The 18,635-nt window shown below is 35.7% G+C and carries 13 protein-coding genes; 8 read left to right on the top strand and 5 right to left on the bottom strand.

The features are described 5' to 3' along the window. Positions 1–208 precede the first annotated feature (208 nt). From LNP19_RS09460 to LNP19_RS09495, 8 genes are all read left to right on the top strand, one after another. Complete coding sequence (locus LNP19_RS09460) at positions 209–1,534, top strand: DUF3472 domain-containing protein (protein WP_230061690.1); 1,326 nt, start codon at positions 209–211, stop codon at positions 1,532–1,534. A 100-nt stretch (positions 1,535–1,634) separates the two neighbouring features. Then, positions 1,635–3,011: a Gfo/Idh/MocA family protein gene (locus tag LNP19_RS09465; RefSeq protein ID WP_230061691.1), complete on the top strand. Its 1,377-nt coding sequence runs from the start codon at positions 1,635–1,637 to the stop codon at positions 3,009–3,011. Positions 3,012–3,466: 455 nt separating this feature from the next. Beyond that, a complete protein-coding gene (locus LNP19_RS09470; protein WP_230061692.1) occupies positions 3,467–4,474 on the top strand; it encodes an aldose epimerase family protein in 1,008 nt (335 codons plus the stop codon). A gap of 57 nt (positions 4,475–4,531) precedes the next feature. Beyond that, a complete protein-coding gene (galK, locus tag LNP19_RS09475) occupies positions 4,532–5,701 on the top strand; it encodes a galactokinase (RefSeq protein ID WP_230061693.1) in 1,170 nt (389 codons plus the stop codon). A gap of 1 nt (position 5,702) precedes the next feature. Next, positions 5,703–6,755 (top strand): UDP-glucose--hexose-1-phosphate uridylyltransferase, encoded by a 1,053-nt coding sequence (locus tag LNP19_RS09480; protein ID WP_230061694.1) that lies wholly within the window; start codon positions 5,703–5,705, stop codon positions 6,753–6,755. Positions 6,756–6,834: 79 nt separating this feature from the next. Then, positions 6,835–7,851, top strand: a complete 1,017-nt coding sequence (galE, locus tag LNP19_RS09485) for a UDP-glucose 4-epimerase GalE (protein ID WP_230061695.1) — start codon at positions 6,835–6,837, stop codon at positions 7,849–7,851. Positions 7,852–7,960: 109 nt separating this feature from the next. Next, positions 7,961–9,625 carry a sodium/sugar symporter gene (locus LNP19_RS09490; protein ID WP_230061696.1) on the top strand — a complete coding sequence of 555 codons (1,665 nt, stop codon included), beginning with the start codon at positions 7,961–7,963 and terminating at the stop codon, positions 9,623–9,625. Between the two features lie 383 nt (positions 9,626–10,008). After that, positions 10,009–11,238, top strand: a complete 1,230-nt coding sequence (locus LNP19_RS09495) for a purple acid phosphatase family protein (protein ID WP_230061697.1) — start codon at positions 10,009–10,011, stop codon at positions 11,236–11,238. 96 nt (positions 11,239–11,334) lie between these two features. Here the strand turns inward: LNP19_RS09495 and nagA are convergent, their stop codons facing one another. From nagA to LNP19_RS09520, 5 genes are all read right to left on the bottom strand, one after another. Then, positions 11,335–12,453: an N-acetylglucosamine-6-phosphate deacetylase gene (gene nagA / locus LNP19_RS09500; RefSeq protein WP_230061698.1), complete on the bottom strand. Its 1,119-nt coding sequence runs from the start codon at positions 12,451–12,453 to the stop codon at positions 11,335–11,337. A gap of 73 nt (positions 12,454–12,526) precedes the next feature. After that, positions 12,527–13,672 (bottom strand): sialidase family protein, encoded by a 1,146-nt coding sequence (locus LNP19_RS09505; RefSeq protein ID WP_230061699.1) that lies wholly within the window; start codon positions 13,670–13,672, stop codon positions 12,527–12,529. A 117-nt stretch (positions 13,673–13,789) separates the two neighbouring features. Further along, positions 13,790–14,974 (bottom strand): AGE family epimerase/isomerase, encoded by a 1,185-nt coding sequence (locus LNP19_RS09510; protein WP_230061700.1) that lies wholly within the window; start codon positions 14,972–14,974, stop codon positions 13,790–13,792. A gap of 102 nt (positions 14,975–15,076) precedes the next feature. Continuing rightward, positions 15,077–17,167 (bottom strand): GDSL-type esterase/lipase family protein, encoded by a 2,091-nt coding sequence (locus tag LNP19_RS09515; RefSeq protein WP_230061701.1) that lies wholly within the window; start codon positions 17,165–17,167, stop codon positions 15,077–15,079. A gap of 162 nt (positions 17,168–17,329) precedes the next feature. After that, positions 17,330–18,574, bottom strand: a complete 1,245-nt coding sequence (locus LNP19_RS09520) for an MFS transporter (protein WP_230061702.1) — start codon at positions 18,572–18,574, stop codon at positions 17,330–17,332. Positions 18,575–18,635: the final 61 nt, after the last annotated feature.

The raw sequence follows: 18,635 nt of genomic DNA on the forward strand, positions 1-18,635 counted from the left end.
TTTTTTAATCGATGCAAAATGTTAATATTGTGTGTTCGAACACATTTTTATTTCATTTTCTTGTTTTATTAAAATTTAATATATATTTTCGTCTTTCTTAAGGAAAAGATTGATAACAAAACAGGTGTGAAATCAATAGTATTTGAGTTTTAAAAAGTAATAATCTACCCCAGTTTTCGTATCGCCATTAACTATTTAACCAAAAAAAATGAAAAAAGTAGTTTATTTATTTTTTGCTTTTTTATCAGTGACAATTTCTAGGGCTAATAACAATGACAGTTCAGAAAAAACAATTAGCAAAAAAAATCCAAAAGTTCAAATTTCATTGCCATTAGCCGGTAATGCGTACAGTTCTATGCATTTAGATAGCAGGACGATTACTGATAATGGAATAGAAAACTGGACTGATTCGAAAGAGTATTTTACAGCTTATTTTAGGGTTTCTAATCCAGGGACTTTCCAGGTTACTATAGAGGAATCAGTTGTAATTTCGGGTAAATCAGAATTGGAGTTTTCTATCAATAAGGAATCAAAGAGGGTAAAACTAAATGCTTCTGCCCAAAAGAAAGCCATTGTAGTGGGAAATTGGAAAATTACCAAAGAAGGTTATGTTGCAATTGTAATTAAAGGTTTAAATAAATCGGGAACAAACTTTCCTGCCATTAGCCGTTTGACTATCAGCAGTACTGATTATGACGGCAAAATAGCTTATGTTCCTAATAATGAAGGTGATTTTTATCATTGGGGAAGACGTGGGCCATCGGTACATTTAAATTATCAAGCTCCTGAAAATGTAAATGCTGAATGGTATTATAATGAAATGACCATTCCTGTAGGCGAGGATAAAATAGGTTCTTATTTTATGGCCAATGGTTTTGGTGAAGGCTATTTTGGTATTCAAGTAAATTCCGATAAAGAGAGAAGAGTTTTGTTTTCTGTCTGGAGTCCTTTCACGACAGATGATCCTAATAGTATTCCGGAATCGCACAAAATTAAATTGTTAAAAAAAGGGAATAATGTAACCACAGGTGAATTTGGCAACGAAGGTTCAGGTGGACAAAGTTATTTGAAATACAATTGGATAGCCGGTACAACTTACAAATTCTTGCTTAGAGGTACACCTCAAGGCAATAATTCAACAAACTATACCGCCTATTTTTTTGCTCCAGAGACGGGGCAATGGCAATTAATTGCTAGTTTTAATAGACCTCAGACTAATACTTACTTGAAACGTTTTCATTCTTTTTTAGAGAATTTTATTCCCGCTCAAGGAGATTTTTCTCGAATGGTCGTATTCAATAATCAATGGTTTTGTGATGACAAAGGAAATTGGAATGAATTAAATAGCGCAAAATTTTCTGTAGACAACACCGCTAAACAGGGGTATAGAATGGATTATTCAGGTGGTTTAAACCCAGATGGTTTTTATCTTAAAAATGGAGGTTTTTACAATGAATTTTCTGTTCCAGGAACTACATTCAGCAGACCCCTTACAAATAAAAGCCCAAATATAGATTTTAACAGTCTGCCTTAGAAAAGATTTATATTTTTGAAAGTAAAGGTAGAAAACATAAAAATGATACCATCATAAGTATCATTCCTATTATTAAAACTAAATAAATTAAATCAAAATTATGAAAAGTAGTATTTCTAAATTTTTCCTGATAGCTTGTCTATTAGTGGGTTGGGCTAATGCCTCTGCCCAAATGATTAAAACCCCTACGCCTAAGCGCCCAAAGGGTCAAACCGATGTGTTGCGTTTAACAGTTGATCCTATTCCAACTGTAAGAGTGGCTTTTATAGGTTTGGGAATGCGTGGACCAGGTGCCGTTGAGCGTATGACACACATTCCTGGTGTTGAAATTGTTGCTCTTTGCGACTTGCTAGAGAACAGAACGCAAAAAGCAAATGAGATTTTAGTTAAAGCAGGTCTTCCAAAAGCATTAGAATTTTCTGGAGAAGAGGGGTGGCGTAAAGTAACTGCTTTGCCTAATGTTGATCTTGTTTACATTGCAACAGACTGGAAACACCATGCAGAAATGGGAGTTCAAGCAATGAAAGACGGTAAAAACGTAGCAATCGAAGTTCCTGGAGCTATGACAATGAAGGAAATCTGGGATCTTATCAACACTTCCGAAAAAACTCGTAAGCACTGTATGATGTTAGAAAACTGTGTATACGATTTCTTTGAATTGACTACTTTGAACATGGCTCAACAAGGTTTGTTTGGAGAAATCCTACATGCTGAAGGGGCTTATATTCACGGTTTACAACCTTTCTGGGGAGCTTACTGGGATAACTGGAGAATGGATTACAACAAGAAACACCGTGGGGATATATACGCTACGCACGGGATGGGACCAGCTGCACAAGCATTAAACATTCACCGTGGAGATAAAATGAACTATTTAGTTTCTATGGATACTAAAGCAGTTGGAAATCCCGCTTACATCAAAGAAAAAACAGGTGAAGATGTGAAAGACTTCAGAAATGGAGATCACACAATGACTATGATTCGTACCGAAAAAGGAAAAACGATCCAAATTCAACACGATGTAACTTCTCCTCGTCCATACAGCCGTATGTATCAATTAAGCGGAACTAAAGGTTTTGCTAATAAATACCCGCAAGAAGGATATGCATTAGATTCAAAAACAATCGGAACTGAAGTGGCTCCAAACCATGAAAATTTAAATGCTCATAGTTTTGTTCCTGCTGAAGTGAAAAAAGCTTTGATGGAAAAATACAAGCATCCTATCGTTAAAGATATAGAAGAACAAGCTAAAAAAGTAGGTGGTCACGGAGGTATGGATTTCATTATGGATTACCGTTTGATCTACTGTCTTCAAAAAGGTCTTCCATTAGATATGGATGTTTATGATTTAGCAGAATGGTCTTGTCTTGCACCATTGACTGAAATTTCTCTTGATAATAATTCTGCCCCAGTTGAAATCCCTGATTTTACTCGTGGAGGGTGGAACAAGTTAAAAAGACTTGAATTTGCTCAATAGTAAACTGGTATTAAGAAAATAAATAACTTCTATAGAGTTTTTCCTTCTTAAACAACAATTGAAAAACACCTTTGTGAATTCTAATTCAATTCATAAGGGTGTTTTTTTATGGAATATTATTACTTTTTTTTTAAAAAAATTAGATTAATTAGTTTAATTGGAATTTTTTTTGGTTCAAAAGTGAAATCCTTATCGGTTAAGTATAAATAGCTTGGGTGTTTTTTTACGGTTGTTTTTTTATGTATTTGTAATTTCTAATAATCAAATAAAGTTTTTTATAATGTATTTAAAAAACTTAATATTTTGTTTTTTTTCCTTGGAACAAATATGCTTTAAAAAAAAACTGGTAGGTACTGGTACATGTTTTTAACACTTTGTTTTACTTTTGGTTTTCAGATTTTAATAAATAAAGCGAAGAATTTAAGCTAATATCATATTTTAAAGTTAATTATATAATGGAATTATTTGGTCTTTTGTCTGATGGGCAAGTTGTTAATTCTTTTGAATTGATTAACGAAAAAGGAATGAGAGTAAAGGGAATCAATTATGGTGCAGCCATAATATCTTTAAAAGTTCCTAATAAAGAAGGTGAATTAGTAGATGTGGTTTTGGGTTTTGATACTTTGGCATCTTATTTAGATTCATTTGAACTAGCGGGAGCACCTTATTTTGGAGCAACTGTGGGAAGATTTGCTGGTCGTATAAATAAAGGAGAGTTTGATTTAAATGGGGAGTCTTTTTATTTAAGCAAAAACAATAATGGGCATTCATTGCATGGCGGAATTAATAATTTTAGCCAAAAAATATGGAAGCTAGAAAAGATAACTCAAGGTAAAAATCCATCGGTAAGCCTATCTTATGTTAGTCCTGATAAAGAGGAAAATTATCCGGGGGAATTATCTGTAAGCTTGACTTATACTTTATCCGAGGACAACGAATTAAGTATTGAATATAAAGCTACCACTACTAAAGATACAGTTGTCAACCTGACGCATCACAGTTATTTTAATCTCGACGGTCATCAATCGACTGTTTTGAATCAGGATTTAATTGTAAATGCATCTAAAGTATTAGAAAAAACGAATGAAAATATTCCAACTGGAAAATTTTTAGAGTTGGCAAATAGCGCATTCGATTATAAAACAGCTAAAAAATGTCCTACCAATATAGATGATACCTTTGTGTTAGACAATAAGAATGAATTTGCAGCGTCACTTTTTAATGAAGCCAATGATTTAAAAATGACGGTCTATACAAATCAGCCTGCTGTTCATATTTATGTAGGAGGAAGCTGTCAAGATATAAAAGGGAAAGATGGAGTTGTTTATCATCCTTTAAGTGGAATATGCTTTGAAACACAAAATTTTCCGGATGCTCCTAACCAGAATCATTTTCCTAGTGCAGTTTTAAGGAAAGGGGAAAATTACTATCAAAATACCAGATATAAGTTTGATTTGGTCTAAAACTAAATTTCTTCTTATACCATTTACAAAATAAAAAAAATTAGAAAATTCAAGATAATGAATGATGTTTTAATACATAAAACGACGGCCTATTTTCAAAATGCATTTGGCGCAACACCTGAAACGGTTGTACTTTCTCCGGGAAGAATAAATATTATAGGCGAGCACATTGATTATAATGATGGCTATGTTTTACCAGCGGCTATTGATAAAATTATATGTTTCGCTTTCAAGAAAAACGGTACAAATACCACTAAGATAATTGCTATAGACCTTGATGATGAATTTGAAATTAATTTGACGGAGACTCCGCAATTAAATGAAAAAGTATGGACTAATTATCTTCGTGCTGTTATCAATCAATTAAAAATTAACGGTTTTGTGTTCGAAGGTTTCGACTGTGTTTTTAGCAGTAATATCCCTGTTGGTTCCGGCTTATCGTCTTCAGCAGCATTAGAATGCGGTTTTTTATTTGGAATAAACGAACTTTTCAATTTAAATATTAAACCAATCGATATTGCTCTTATGGGGCAAAAAGCAGAGCATTGGGTAGGTATTAATTGTGGTATTATGGATCAGTTCTCCAGTGTTATGGGGCTTGAAAATAAGGTCATAAAAATTGATTGCAGAACATTAGAATTCGAATACCATAAGGCTGATTTTAGTGATTATTCACTGATTTTATTTGATAGCAATGTAAAGCATTCTTTGTTTACATCGGCTTATAATAGAAGAAGAGAAGAATGCGAGGAAGGATTGGCAATCATAAAAAACCATTTCCCCCAAGTGAACAGTTATAGAGATTGTACCGAAAGCCAAGTTTTGAGTTTAAGAGATAAGATGAGCGATGACGTTTTTAAAAGAAGTCATTTTGTTGTAAAAGAAATAAACAGAGTAATCAAAGCTTGCGTGGCTTTGGACAAGGGCGACATTAAAGGTCTTGGACAATTAATGTTTGAAACGCACGAAGGTTTATCTTCAGAATATGAGGTGAGTTGTGCCGAATTGGACTTTTTGGTCAATACCTTAAAAACAGAAAAATCAGTGGTAGGTTCCCGATTAATGGGAGGCGGTTTTGGCGGTTGTACCATCAATTTAATCCAAAAAGGATATGAAGAAGAAATTAAAGATAAATTGACTCAACAGTATTTGGATGCTTTTGGCATAGAATTGAAAATTTATGATGTCAAAATAGGAAATGGAACATCACTTTATACCCAGAATTAAAATGAGAAAATTTGATATTAACGAAGACCCACATAGACGCTATAATCCATTAATTAACGAATGGGTTTTAGTTTCTCCACACCGATCCAAACGTCCTTGGCAAGGGCAAAATGAGGTATTGCCGTCTGATTCTTTACCGGAATACGATTCCACTTGTTATTTGTGTCCGGGAAATGTGCGTGTCAATGGAGAATTAAATCCGGCTTATGAAAACAGTTTTGTTTTTGAGAATGATTTTGCCGCTTTAAAGCAGGAAGAAATTGCTTTTGAGGATCGTAAAGAGGAAACTTTTTTTAAGGCTCAGCCTGAAAGAGGTATTTCCAGAGTGGTTTGTTTTTCGCCAAAGCACAATCTGACTTTACCGCAAATGGAGGTTGCCTCTATCGAGGATGTGATTGCAACCTGGCAAAGAGAATATACTGATTTGGGCAAAATTGATTACATCAATCACGTTCAGATTTTTGAAAATAAAGGCAGTGTTATGGGGTGCAGCAATCCGCATCCGCATGGGCAGATTTGGGCGCAATCCTCATTGCCAACCGAAGTGGAGAAAACCCAGAATAATCTAAAAACCTACTTTGATAAGCACAATACAAATCTTTTATTAGATTATTTACAGCAAGAATTAAAGGCAAAGGAACGCATTGTAATCGAGAATGAGCATTTTGTAGCTTTGGTTCCTTTTTGGGCAATTTGGCCTTATGAAACCATGATAATCAGTAAACGTCATATAGAAAAAATAACTGATTTTACTCCGGAAGAAGTTACCGCTTTTGCGACAATTTTGAAAGAATTGACGATACGATATGATAATCTTTTTGAAACTTCATTCCCTTATTCGTCTGGAATTCATCAGGCGCCAACTGACGGGAAATCGCATCCGGAATGGCAATTTCACATGCATTTTTATCCGCCATTATTGCGATCAGCAACTGTCAAAAAGTTCATGGTTGGTTATGAAATGATGGGCGAATCACAAAGAGATATTACTCCCGAAAAAAGTGCCGAAATTCTAAGGTCGCAATCCGGGATTCACTACAAGGATAAAAAATAAAAGAATAGTAATGTAGACCGTCTCGTTTTTTCTAAAGATAATAACGGGACGGTTTCTATAATTAATTAAAAAATAAACTATGAGAATATTAGTTACAGGAGGTTTAGGCTTCATTGGCTCACATACGGTTGTCGAACTGCAAAACGAAGGATTTGAAGTGGTTATTATCGATAACCTTTCTAACTCTTCGGAAGATGTTTTGCAAGGTATTGTAGCTATAACCGGTAAACTACCTATTTTAGAAAAATTAGATTTGAGAGAGAAATCAGCAGTTCAAGATTTTTTTGCAAAATACCAAGATATTAAAGGCGTTATCCATTTTGCCGCTTCGAAAGCAGTGGGTGAAAGTGTTGAAAATCCGTTGTTGTACTATGAAAACAACATCAGCGCTTTAGTGTATTTGCTTCAAGAATTAGAGAAAAAAGAGGATGCTAATTTTATTTTTAGTTCTTCTTGTACGGTGTACGGTCAAGCCGAAACCATGCCTATTACAGAGAATGCTTCTATTCAGACTGCAATGTCTCCTTATGGAAACACCAAACAAATTGGTGAGGAAATTATCACCGATGTGGCAAAAGTGAGTAGTATTAACGCTATTTTATTGCGCTATTTTAATCCAATTGGTTCGCATCCTTCAGCCGAAATTGGGGAATTACCAATTGGTGTTCCACAAAATTTGGTGCCTTTTATTACCCAAACAGGTTTCGGTTTGCGTAAAGAATTATCAGTTTATGGAGACGATTATCCGACACCTGATGGAACTGCGATTCGTGATTATATTCATGTGGTCGATTTGGCTAAAGCACACGTTATTGCTTTACAACGATTAGTAAATAAAAGGAATGAGAATAAAGTGGAGACTTTTAATCTGGGTACGGGTAAAGGAAGTTCTGTTTTAGAAGTAATTCACGCTTTTGAAAAAGTAAGCGGTAAAAAATTAGCCTATAAAATTGTTCCTCGAAGAGAAGGTGATATTACCGAAGCCTATGCCAATACTGAAAAAGCTAACAAGATTTTAGGATGGAAAGCCAAATCTACTTTGGAAGAATCGATTGCAAGTGCCTGGAAGTGGGAGCAAAAAGTGAGGGGAAACTGAATTTTAATTCAAGATAATTAGAGTATCACAATAGAAATATCCTATTTTAGTGGTGCAACTTTAATTTTTTAAATAATATAGTAAATAAACATTATAAGCGAAAAAGCATATGGAAACACATTTTGGATTTATTGATTACTTGGTTTTTGCAGCATATGCGGTGCTGATTTTGGGTGTAGGGCTATGGGTATCCCGTGAAAAAGACGGTCATCAAAAAAATGCTGAAGATTATTTTTTGGCCAGTAAATCGTTGCCTTGGTGGGCAATTGGTTCCTCATTGATTGCTGCAAATATTTCGGCTGAGCAGTTTATAGGAATGTCAGGTTCCGGCTTTGCGTTGGGATTAGCGATTGCTTCCTATGAGTGGATGGCGGCTTTTACGTTGATTATTGTTGGAAAATACTTTTTGCCTATTTTTATTGAAAAAGGGATTTATACCATTCCTGAATTTGTTGAAAAGCGATTTTCTACCAATCTTAAAACAATTTTAGCCGTTTTTTGGATTGCGTTATATGTTTTTGTGAACCTGACCACGGTTTTATATTTGGGAGGATTGGCTATTGAAACCATATTGGGAGTCGATATGATGTATGCTATTATTGGATTGGCTCTTTTTTCGGCTGCTTATTCTTTATACGGAGGATTATCTGCCGTTGCTTGGACGGATGTAATCCAAGTTATATTCTTAGTTTTAGGAGGATTAGTAACGACTTATTTAGCCTTAAATACAGTCTCTAATGGTGCTGGAATGATACAAGGGCTGAAAACAATCTATGAGGCGGCACCGGAACGTTTTGTTATGATTTTGGACAAGTCGAATCCGGAGTACATGAACCTTCCTGGAATTGGGGTTTTAGTTGGTGGATTATGGGTTGCAAATATCTATTATTGGGGTTTCAACCAGTATATTATCCAAAGAACTTTGGCAGCAAAATCTTTGCGTGAAGCTCAAAAAGGAATATTATTAGCTGGTTTCTTAAAATTGATTATTCCATTGATTGTTGTGATTCCTGGAATTGCTGCTTATGTCATTGTAAATGATCCTACAATTATGGCTCGATTAGGAGCAGCTGGTCTAGAAAATTTACCGGGTGTTGGTACAGCTGATAGAGCGTATCCATGGTTATTGCATTTCTTGCCTGCTGGAATGAAAGGATTAGCTTTTGCGGCTCTGGCTGCAGCGATTGTATCTTCATTGGCTTCGATGTTGAACTCGACTTCGACCATTTTTACAATGGATATTTACAAACAATATATAAATAAGAATGCCAATGATAGAACCACTGTAAACGTAGGCCGTCTTTCTGCTGCTATGGCTTTGTTGATTGCAGTGATTATGGCACCACTTTTGGGTGGAATAGATCAGGCATTTCAATTCATACAAGAGTATACAGGAGTTGTAAGTCCTGGAATTTTGGCAGTATTTATTTTGGGATTGTTTTGGAAAAAAACAACAAACAAAGCCGCTATTTGGGGTGCATTACTTTCTATTCCAATTGCCATGTTCTTCAAAGTAGGACCAAAATCTTGGGCTACCGGGACTGGTTTTGAATCTCTTTTCCCAACATTGCCATGGATGGATCAAATGGGATATACAGCACTTTTGACGATGGTATTGATTGTTATTATCAGTTTGTTTCAAAATAAAGGAGTCGATGACAGCAAAGGAATTCCATTGACTAAAGAGTTGTTTAAAACAAGTCCTCTTTTTAATATTTGTGCATTTGCAATAATGTTAATTCTAGTGGTGGTGTATGCTGCTTTTTGGAAATAAGTAATAATTAGTTCAAAAAAAGAGGTTGTCCGAGAAAAAGGGCGGCCTCTTTTTTTTTGCGATATTATATTGTGAACTGTATTGTATCTGCAGTTTACCAAGGTTTGGCTATTAGTTATTGTTTTAGTTATTTTTTTAGTTTTTAGTTCGGGACTCCATGGAAAATCTGATGATGGGGTTGTAAAGAAAGGAGAATCTAAATTCTTAAAAATAAGTTTGGTTTAAATGAAGGAACTTTTAAAGAGGCAGGTAACATGTGTTCGAGCACGTTTGATGTGTTTTTCTTTGTTCAAAAAAATATAATATGTAAATTCGTCATAATTTGTTCGAAAAAAGCTGTTTTGGTTTAAAATCAAGCATGCAATAAATACCATATTAAAATTATGAAACTTAATAAAAATACACGCCGTTCCTTTTTAACAAAATCCATTGCGAGTGTAACAGGAGCCGTGGTGGCAAGCGCGTTGCCTATATCTGCTTTTGCAGAAGAAAGAAATTCGGATGTTCTTCCAGTAGATGATTCCCATTCGTTTTTGACTAAACCCTATTTACAAGCGCCATCAGCAAATGGGATGACCATAATGTGGCTTACCAATTTAAAATGTCTGAATTGGGTCGAATTTGGCGAAACGGAAAAATTGGGTACAAAAGCACAACAAACTACTAATGGAATGTTGAATACCCATTCTAAAATTAATTGTGTTTCCATAAATGGGTTAAAACCAAATACCCAATATTTTTACAGGGTCTTTTCGAAACAAATCTTAGATTTCCAACCCTATAAAATGACTTTTGGAGAAATTATTAGTAGTGAAATTTATTCTTTTGCCACCTTGAATCCAGAGGCGGAACAAGTCAATTGGTTGGTAATGAATGATATTCATGATCGTCCGGAATCATTTAGAGATTTGATGCAACTCAATAACGGCAAATCTTATGATTTTGTTTTTCTAAATGGTGACATGTTTGATTATCAAACTGATGAAAATCAAATTGTTAAACATTTGTTAAATCCTTGCAGCTTATTTTCGACAACAAAACCATTTATGCTTGTTCGAGGTAATCATGAAACCAGAGGAAAATTCTCGAGAAATTTATGTGATTATTACTATAATTACGATAATAAAGAATACTATTCATTCAAGATGGGACCTGTATTTACAATGGTTTTAGATACTGGCGAAGATAAAAAGGATTCGCACCCTGTTTATGGCGGAGCCATCGATTTTGACAAATATAGGGAAGAGCAAGCGGTATGGCTAGAAGAACAAATGAAAACCAAAGCGTTTAAAAAAGCAGCTTTTAGAGTGGTGATGATGCACATTCCACATTTTCATTCAGATGATGCGCATGGTACGCTAGAATGTCGAAGAGTTTTTGGATCCTTATTCGAAAAGTACAAGATTGATTTATTTATCGCAGGTCACACCCATGAATATGGATTGTATGAGCCTAATCTGGAGCATTCGTATCATTTTGCCATAGGCGGAGGGCCTAGCAAAGGAACAAGAACATTGACTCGAATTGAAGCTAATTCTAAAAAATTAATTCTAAAAATGTTCAAAGATGACGGTACCGAAATAGGTCAATTCAACATGAATTCCAAAAGATAAAATTTGACTAGAGTTTTGTTGGGAAGAAATAGCTTTTTCTTCTTTTAAAAAAACACCATTCAAGTTTAAATTTGAATGGTGTTTTTTTGCTAAAAGTTAATTGAAATTCAAGGTTTCTATTACTGATAAATCATCGTTGAACTGAACAAAACTCGCTGGAAATCCGGCTTTGATTTTTCCAATTTTATTCTCCATATTGATAGCACTTGCAACCCGTGTTGTAGCCATTTTGATGGCTTCATCTGCCGATACATTTAAATGATTATAGGCATTTTGTACGGCTTCTTGCATAGAAATACTCGCGCCGGCTAGATTGCCTTCTTCGTTTCTGTAAAAACCGTTATCGAGATGCGCATCAAAGTTTTCCCATTTGAAACTTTTAACTTTTCGTCCTAAAAAGGCAGCATCACTAATCAAGAAAAATTTATCTTTCTTTAATTTGTATGCCAATCGTGCTGCGGCATAATCGCAATGAGCACCGTCTAAAATAATGGGTGCATAGACTGCTTCGTTTTCGAAAGTGGCTCCAACCAATCCCGGTTCGCGATGGCCAAACTGCGTCATAGCGTTAAATAAATGAGTAACCAGGTGGATCCCTTTTGAAAAATAATATTGAGCTTCTTTATAGGTCATCGTTGAATGTCCCGCCGAGATCACAATACCACTTTCTAATAGCATGTCCAGTTGCTCATTGGTAAAACATTCTGGGGCAATAGTAATTACTTTTATGACCTCTTTTCCGTAGCGGATGATTTCTTCTAGCTCTGAATTTGTGGGCTTTCTAACCTGATTGATACTGTGGGCACCTCGTTTTGAAGGATTTAGAAATGGACCTTCTAAATGCATTCCTAGAACTCCATTATTGTATTTTGATTTGTAATTTTGAACCGCTTCAATTCCCTGAAGAATGGTTTCTTTAGAAGACGAAATTAGACAGGGCAGGCTATGGGTGGTTCCGTATTTTAAGCTAGAATCATGAATGTCTTGAATGCTTTCTTCAGTAGGAAACTGACTAAAATAATGTTTTTCTCCCCCGTTGATTTGGATGTCGATAAAACCTGCGGAAATGTGTTTGCCTTTGAGATCAATTTTAGCAATATCATTTGGTATTTCTTTCTGAACCGAAAGTATTTTTCCGTTTTCTATAATAATAACTCCGTTATCAATGATTTCATCTCCAGTATGCACAGTAGCATTAAAAAGAGTTTGTTTCATTTTCTTTAGTTTTTTGAATTAATTTTAAATAAAATCCTCCATAAATTTAGAATTTATGGAGGATCAATTAACGTTATTTTTTTATGGATTTTCTTTTTTTGGATGCTTTTTTGAACTTATCCTTTCCGTCTGTTAACCATTTCAAAGAAAAGCTTACAAACTCATTTTTAGTATGCTCATCTTTTTCAAAAAATACAGCTATATCGCCATTTTTTAATACAGTAAGCGATGAATATGCGGAACTTCCTGGATAAATAGTTTTCCCTTCTGACCAAGTTTTCCCCTCGTCATAACTGATACGAACGTTCAAATTCATACGTCCTTTTTCCATTTTGGCATTCGAAAAAAGTATTCTGTTTTTATCATAACCGTCTGCTTTTGCAGTGTATCTAATAATACTACCATTACAACTAGGATCTATCAGCGCAGGCTCTGGCTTAGTTGTCCATGATTTTCCTTTATCTGATGAAGTATGTACATAACGCATTTTTCCACCGTTCACTCTTGAATTAACCATCCAACTTCCATCGGCCAATTCAATAATTTTTGATTCATCAGCTGGCTTTATTGGAGTGTCAATAAAGTACCAAGTTTTACCATGGTCATCACTTCCGAAAATGAATAGACCTTTGCTTAGATTAACCAAAGTATGCAGTAATTTTCCGTCTCTTGTTTGAATCCCACGACCTGAGGTGATAAATTTAAAATCTTTATGCCATTCTGGTTTGGCAATTTGGCTTGTAATATCTTCTGGTTTACTCCAAGTTTTTCCGTTGTCCTTACTTTTTACTACGTGTAAATAATAAATGTCTCTTTCTTTTTCAAAGTCCATGTAGTTATAAAAAAGGATAATTTCTTTGGTATCTCTATCTACAATCATAGAAGGATCTGAAGCTGATAGTCCCAATGGAAAATTAACAACTGTTTCAATTCCAGACCAAGTCTTACCATTGTCGGCACTTCGTCTCACAACAATATTAATATCACCGCTTCGGTTTAAATCACCGCAATTAGGAACACGCTCATCAATGGCAGCAATAAGATCACCATTTGGAGCTGTAACAATTGCTGGAATTCGGAAGCAGTTCACTCCTTGAACCATTGAAGTATTAAAGATGTCCTGATGTGAGATTACTCCTCCGGCTATTTCATGGGTTTTATTTTGAGCTGAAAGACTCATTACAGTAAGTACTATTAACGAGGTGAAAATTTTTTTCATAATAAAAATTGTTTAATGTTATTGTGCGTTTTTTGGTTATTAGATCAAAATAATCTTAAAATGTTTTTTGGCACATGATGTTTCAATATACCGAAAAGTTAGAAACCAAGTTTTAGATTATTTATTTAAATGTTCATTCAAAAGCTGTAGGCAATACCATTCTTGTCTCGGCATATGAAAAGGACCTTTGAACATGTTTCCTTTGGCAGTTTGTGCAATTGTTCCGTCTTTATGCAAATAGCCAAACCATTCACCGTTTACTTTATCATGAAATTTGCTGTAGGCATAGTCGTGTACCATTTTGTGCCATTTTGCATATTTTTCGTCGCCGGTCATCGTGTAAGCTAATAGCGTTGCAATAATAACTTCGTTGTGCGGCCACCAGAACTTCATGTCTTGCCAGTATTCTTGTACCGGTTTGTCATATACATCACGGAAATATAAAATGCCACCATGTTCTTTATCCCAACCTCGTTCCCACATATAATCCAGCATTTTACAGCCTAATGTAATCAAACGGGGATCATTGTTTCTGTATTTTGCTTCATGCAAAATAAACCAAGCACCTTCTATAGCATGTCCGGGATTCAAGGTTCTTCCGTCTATGTGGTCAATGATAGAACCATCAGGAGCCACTTGTTCCATGACACATTTAATGTCGTCTTTTACAAAGTCACGTTCAATCTCGTTGATCCATTTTTCAATCCATTCGTCACAACGCGAATCCCCAATAGTTTCCCTTAACTGTTGGGCTGTGTTAATCATAATCATAGGAGTACCAATTCCTTTTGAGGGACGGGTAGAAGTAAATTTGGCTGGTAACAAACCTGGTGTACTAGAATATTCAATACATTTACCGAATAAATAGCGGGCTTTTTCAGCGGCAGCTTCGTCTCCACTTGCTTTTGCATAGGCTGCCATGGCAATTACCGCAAATGTTTCTGAAAAGTAATAGCGACGTTTACGGATTGGCTGTCCATCACGAGTAACGTGAAAGAACATTTGTCCATCTGTGTCGAAACAATGATTATTTAAAAAATCAATTCCTGATTTGGCTCCATCTAACCACTCTTGTTTAGGTTCTACAGTATTATAAAGCGTGGATAAAAGCCAAGAAGCGCGGCCTTGAATCCATACTGCTTTATCGTCATCCAATAGACTTCCATCGTGATCCCGCATTAGAAGATAACCACCAAATTGGGTATCAATAGACCGTGGGAACCAAAAAGGAACCGTGTCATTTAATAATTGATTCTGATAAAACTCTTTTAGGTTTTGGAGGTCTGTCGTTGAATAATTCATTTTTAAAAGTATTTTATAGATGGGTTTATCAAAAAGCGATCTACTTATTTTTATTATTTATGTTTTCGTACACACTCTCAAATGTATACTTGTTTTTTTATTTTATTGCACTTCTAATCTAAAAGTAGAGCATGGCAAGCCGGCTTCATTTACTAAATTAGCTCTGCTGAAAGGTTCCCAAGCGTATAAGACATTTGTAATGTTTTCTCCTTTTGGAATACTGATACTCACTTTATTTTTGATTATTTCCGCTTTGGTTTTAATGTGTTTTCCTCTATCAGTAACAAGTTCAAAACCAACTAATTCTTTTTTATCCGCTGTGGTTAGTTTTTTTGCAAAAGCGAAAGAAAGGCTAATTAACTCCTTTTTTTTAACCGCTTTCAAAGCCGATGGACCATTAGCAATGACTGATTTTCCGTAGGTATAGCGCAAGGCCAAAAGTGCCAAGCGGTCTGCTACTTCTTTTTTCCAGATAGGGTGAACATTAGTTGAATCTCCATAATCCATACTCACAGCCATACCGCTATTTGGGATTATTTTTTGCATGCCATTTTGAGCTTCTCTAAATGCCGGCCACGACGGACGGTCGATACTGGATAATTGGACATAATAAAAAGGAAAATCTAAATTCCAGGCTTTGCGCCAACTTTGAACCATAGTAGGCAAAAGATGCTCATACAATTCGATATGGTGCGCATTGCTTTCGCCTTGGTACCAAATCACCCCTTTTATTGGAAATTGGGTCAATTTTTTTACGCCAGCTTCAAAATTGTATGCGGGGTCATACGGATGGCGCTGTTTAGGATTTGTGGCATTTTTCAAATTCACACCAGCTCGTTCTCTAACCCAAGGCATGATGAAATCGGATTTACGCCAATTGGTCAATAAATCGACCACTTTGTCGTCATGTTCTAATGTATATCGGTCAATCCAGGATTCTATTGGCGATCCGCCAACGGCAAGCTGTATCAAACCTACGGGCACATTTTCCTCAAGGGCAATATTTTTACCAAAATAATAGGCAATTGCCGAAAAATCTTTTGCTGTTAATGAATCACAATTGGTCCAATTCCCAGTAAAGAATTCCAATTGATTGGTTTTTGCCAATGAAAGGGAATCCCAGGCCGTGTTATCCGTTTCTTTAATTGCTTTAAAATTCAGTAAACGAAGGTTTGAATTTTGGATTGCTTTTTTTATTTCTTCCTTTCCGTCTTTAGATTCTTGAAGCTGAAAAGCCATATTGGATTGTCCGGAACAAAACCAAACATCGCCAATGAGAATATTATTCAAAGTACTGTTTTTTTCATTGCAGCTGATATTCATTTTATAAGGGCCGCCATGGGTCATAGCAGGAAAGCTAATTTTCCATTTTCCGTATTTATCCGTTATTGCTTTCTTTTTTTGTTGGTTAAAGCTTATTTCCACCACATCGCCACCATTAGCAGTTCCATACAACTGAATAGGCTGATTGCGTTGTAAAACCATATTATCAGAGAAAACAGAGGCTAATTGGAATCCGCCAAAATCTTTTGTAATATTTCCATAAACGGTTTTCGCCAAAATTGCCGCTCCTTCTTTTGTAGGATGTAAAGCATCGGGGAAAAGATCAGGACGTGCATACAAATTTTCGTGTAAGTCAATAAGTCCCACTTGGTTCGCTTTGGCAATAGGAGTAATGTGGGATTGAATCTGCCAATACCAATCTCTGGTTCCTGATTTGAAACGAGAATGTTCGTTGAAGATAGGCGTCATTCTACAGATGTACAATTGTACGGCTGGATTTTGCTTTTTTAAGGTATCCAATAACCAAGAATAATCGGCATCAAAATCTTCTTTATAATTAGGCCAATTTCTGGGATCGGTATCATTAAGACCCAAATGAATGATAGCTATATCGGGACGATAAGCAATAGCATCAGCACATTCCTTAGTCTTATAATAAGGTTTATGGCCTTTTTTTAAAAGAGTCGCTCCACTATAACCAAAGTTTTTAACCTCATAATTTTCTCCCATCAAGATTTGAAGCTGGGACGGATAGGAGGCTGTTGCTGGGTCAGCAAGCAGATAACCAGCCGTCACAGAATCACCAATACAGGCCACTTTGATGGCTGTATTTTGCGCAATTGTTTCTTGTCCTAAGACGAGAAAAGTTAGGCATAAAAATAAAAAAAGATTTATTTTAATTGGTTTCATGGAAGAGGGTTAAATGTTTTTTAATTTACTAGAACATTATCGGTCAAGGCGAAATCAGCTATTTCGCCTCAACGGATAATTCTAACCAAAACAAAACTCATAAAATTTAAAATCAGTTACCTTATTAATAAATGAGGTAGTTAATTTGATATATTTTAAATGTTAGGCATCGACAAAATCATTTACTTTAGGGCGTAAAAAAACAATTTGAACGATTAAAGCCAATAGGACAATACCAGCCATCAATGCAAATCCATCACCTAAAGTGCCGTTATCAGAATATTTCCCTAGTAAGGAGGTAACCAAAGCACCACATCCTACTCCGGTCATGTTTAAAATACCATAAGCGGTGGCTCTGTATTTTGAAGACACAAATTGACAAAGAATGGGCATATTGTTCGCATCAAACATTCCATAGCCAATACCAAAACAAAGTGCTGCTCCAACCACATTAAACAACGAATGACCAAAACCAATAAGCAACAAGGCAGGAATAGTCAAGCCTAAACCAATTGCACTGGTGTAAACTCTACCTTTAATATTTTTCTGAACCCATTTATCCGATAATATACCTCCACATATAACTCCCAAAAATGATGAGAAGGATATGGCAATGGTTGCTAAAGGTCCCGCTTGTTCCATTGGGATATTAAGATTCTGGGAAAATAGGGTAGGAAGCCAGTTTTTGGTAGCCCATCCCGGTAAACTTGGTATGGCAAAATAAAACAGGATAATCCAAAAAGACATATTAGTGAATAAGATTCCCAAACCTTTGAATACAGATTCTTTTTTTGTTTTATCGGATGAAATAGTTTTATTGTGAGTTGTTTCGCTGCTTTTTTTCTCTTTCAAAAGGAAGGCTAAAGCGGCTGCATACACAATCCCGATTAATCCAAAATAATGAAATGTAGTATGCCAAGAAAATGAAGCTGCTATGGTTGCGCCAAATCCTCCTATAGCTGAACCCATGTATAAGCCAGTCATGTGGATACCAATGGCGAGTGATCTTGTTTTTTGCTGGTGGTAATCGGCTATAAGCGATAAACCGGCAGGAATATATAAGGCTTCACTGACTCCCATCAAGGCTCTTAACCAGTACACCTGATTATAAGTCGTTGCAAGTCCCATGGCATAAGTCACCGCTGACCATACAAAAAGGCTGCCTACAATTAGCCATTTTCGATTCAGTTTGTCGGCAATAATACCAGATACGGGGCTCATTAAGGCATAAATCCAAAGGAAAATGGCCATTAAACGTCCAAAGTTTTCACCTGAGACTAGTTCAGGAATATCGGTCTCCATCGAAGGGCGCATGGTAGCCAGCATTTGGCGATCCATATAGTTGAGCAAGGCAACAAGCCATAGTAAGCCTACGACAATCCAAGGATAATGTTTTGATTCTTTCATCTTTAGTCTACTTTATTTATCAGTTGTTGTGCAACAGCTTATAAAGAAAGCGTCGCACAGA

The sequence above is a fragment of the Flavobacterium acetivorans genome, from assembly GCF_020911885.1.
Taxonomy (GTDB): Bacteria; Bacteroidota; Bacteroidia; order Flavobacteriales; family Flavobacteriaceae; genus Flavobacterium; species Flavobacterium acetivorans.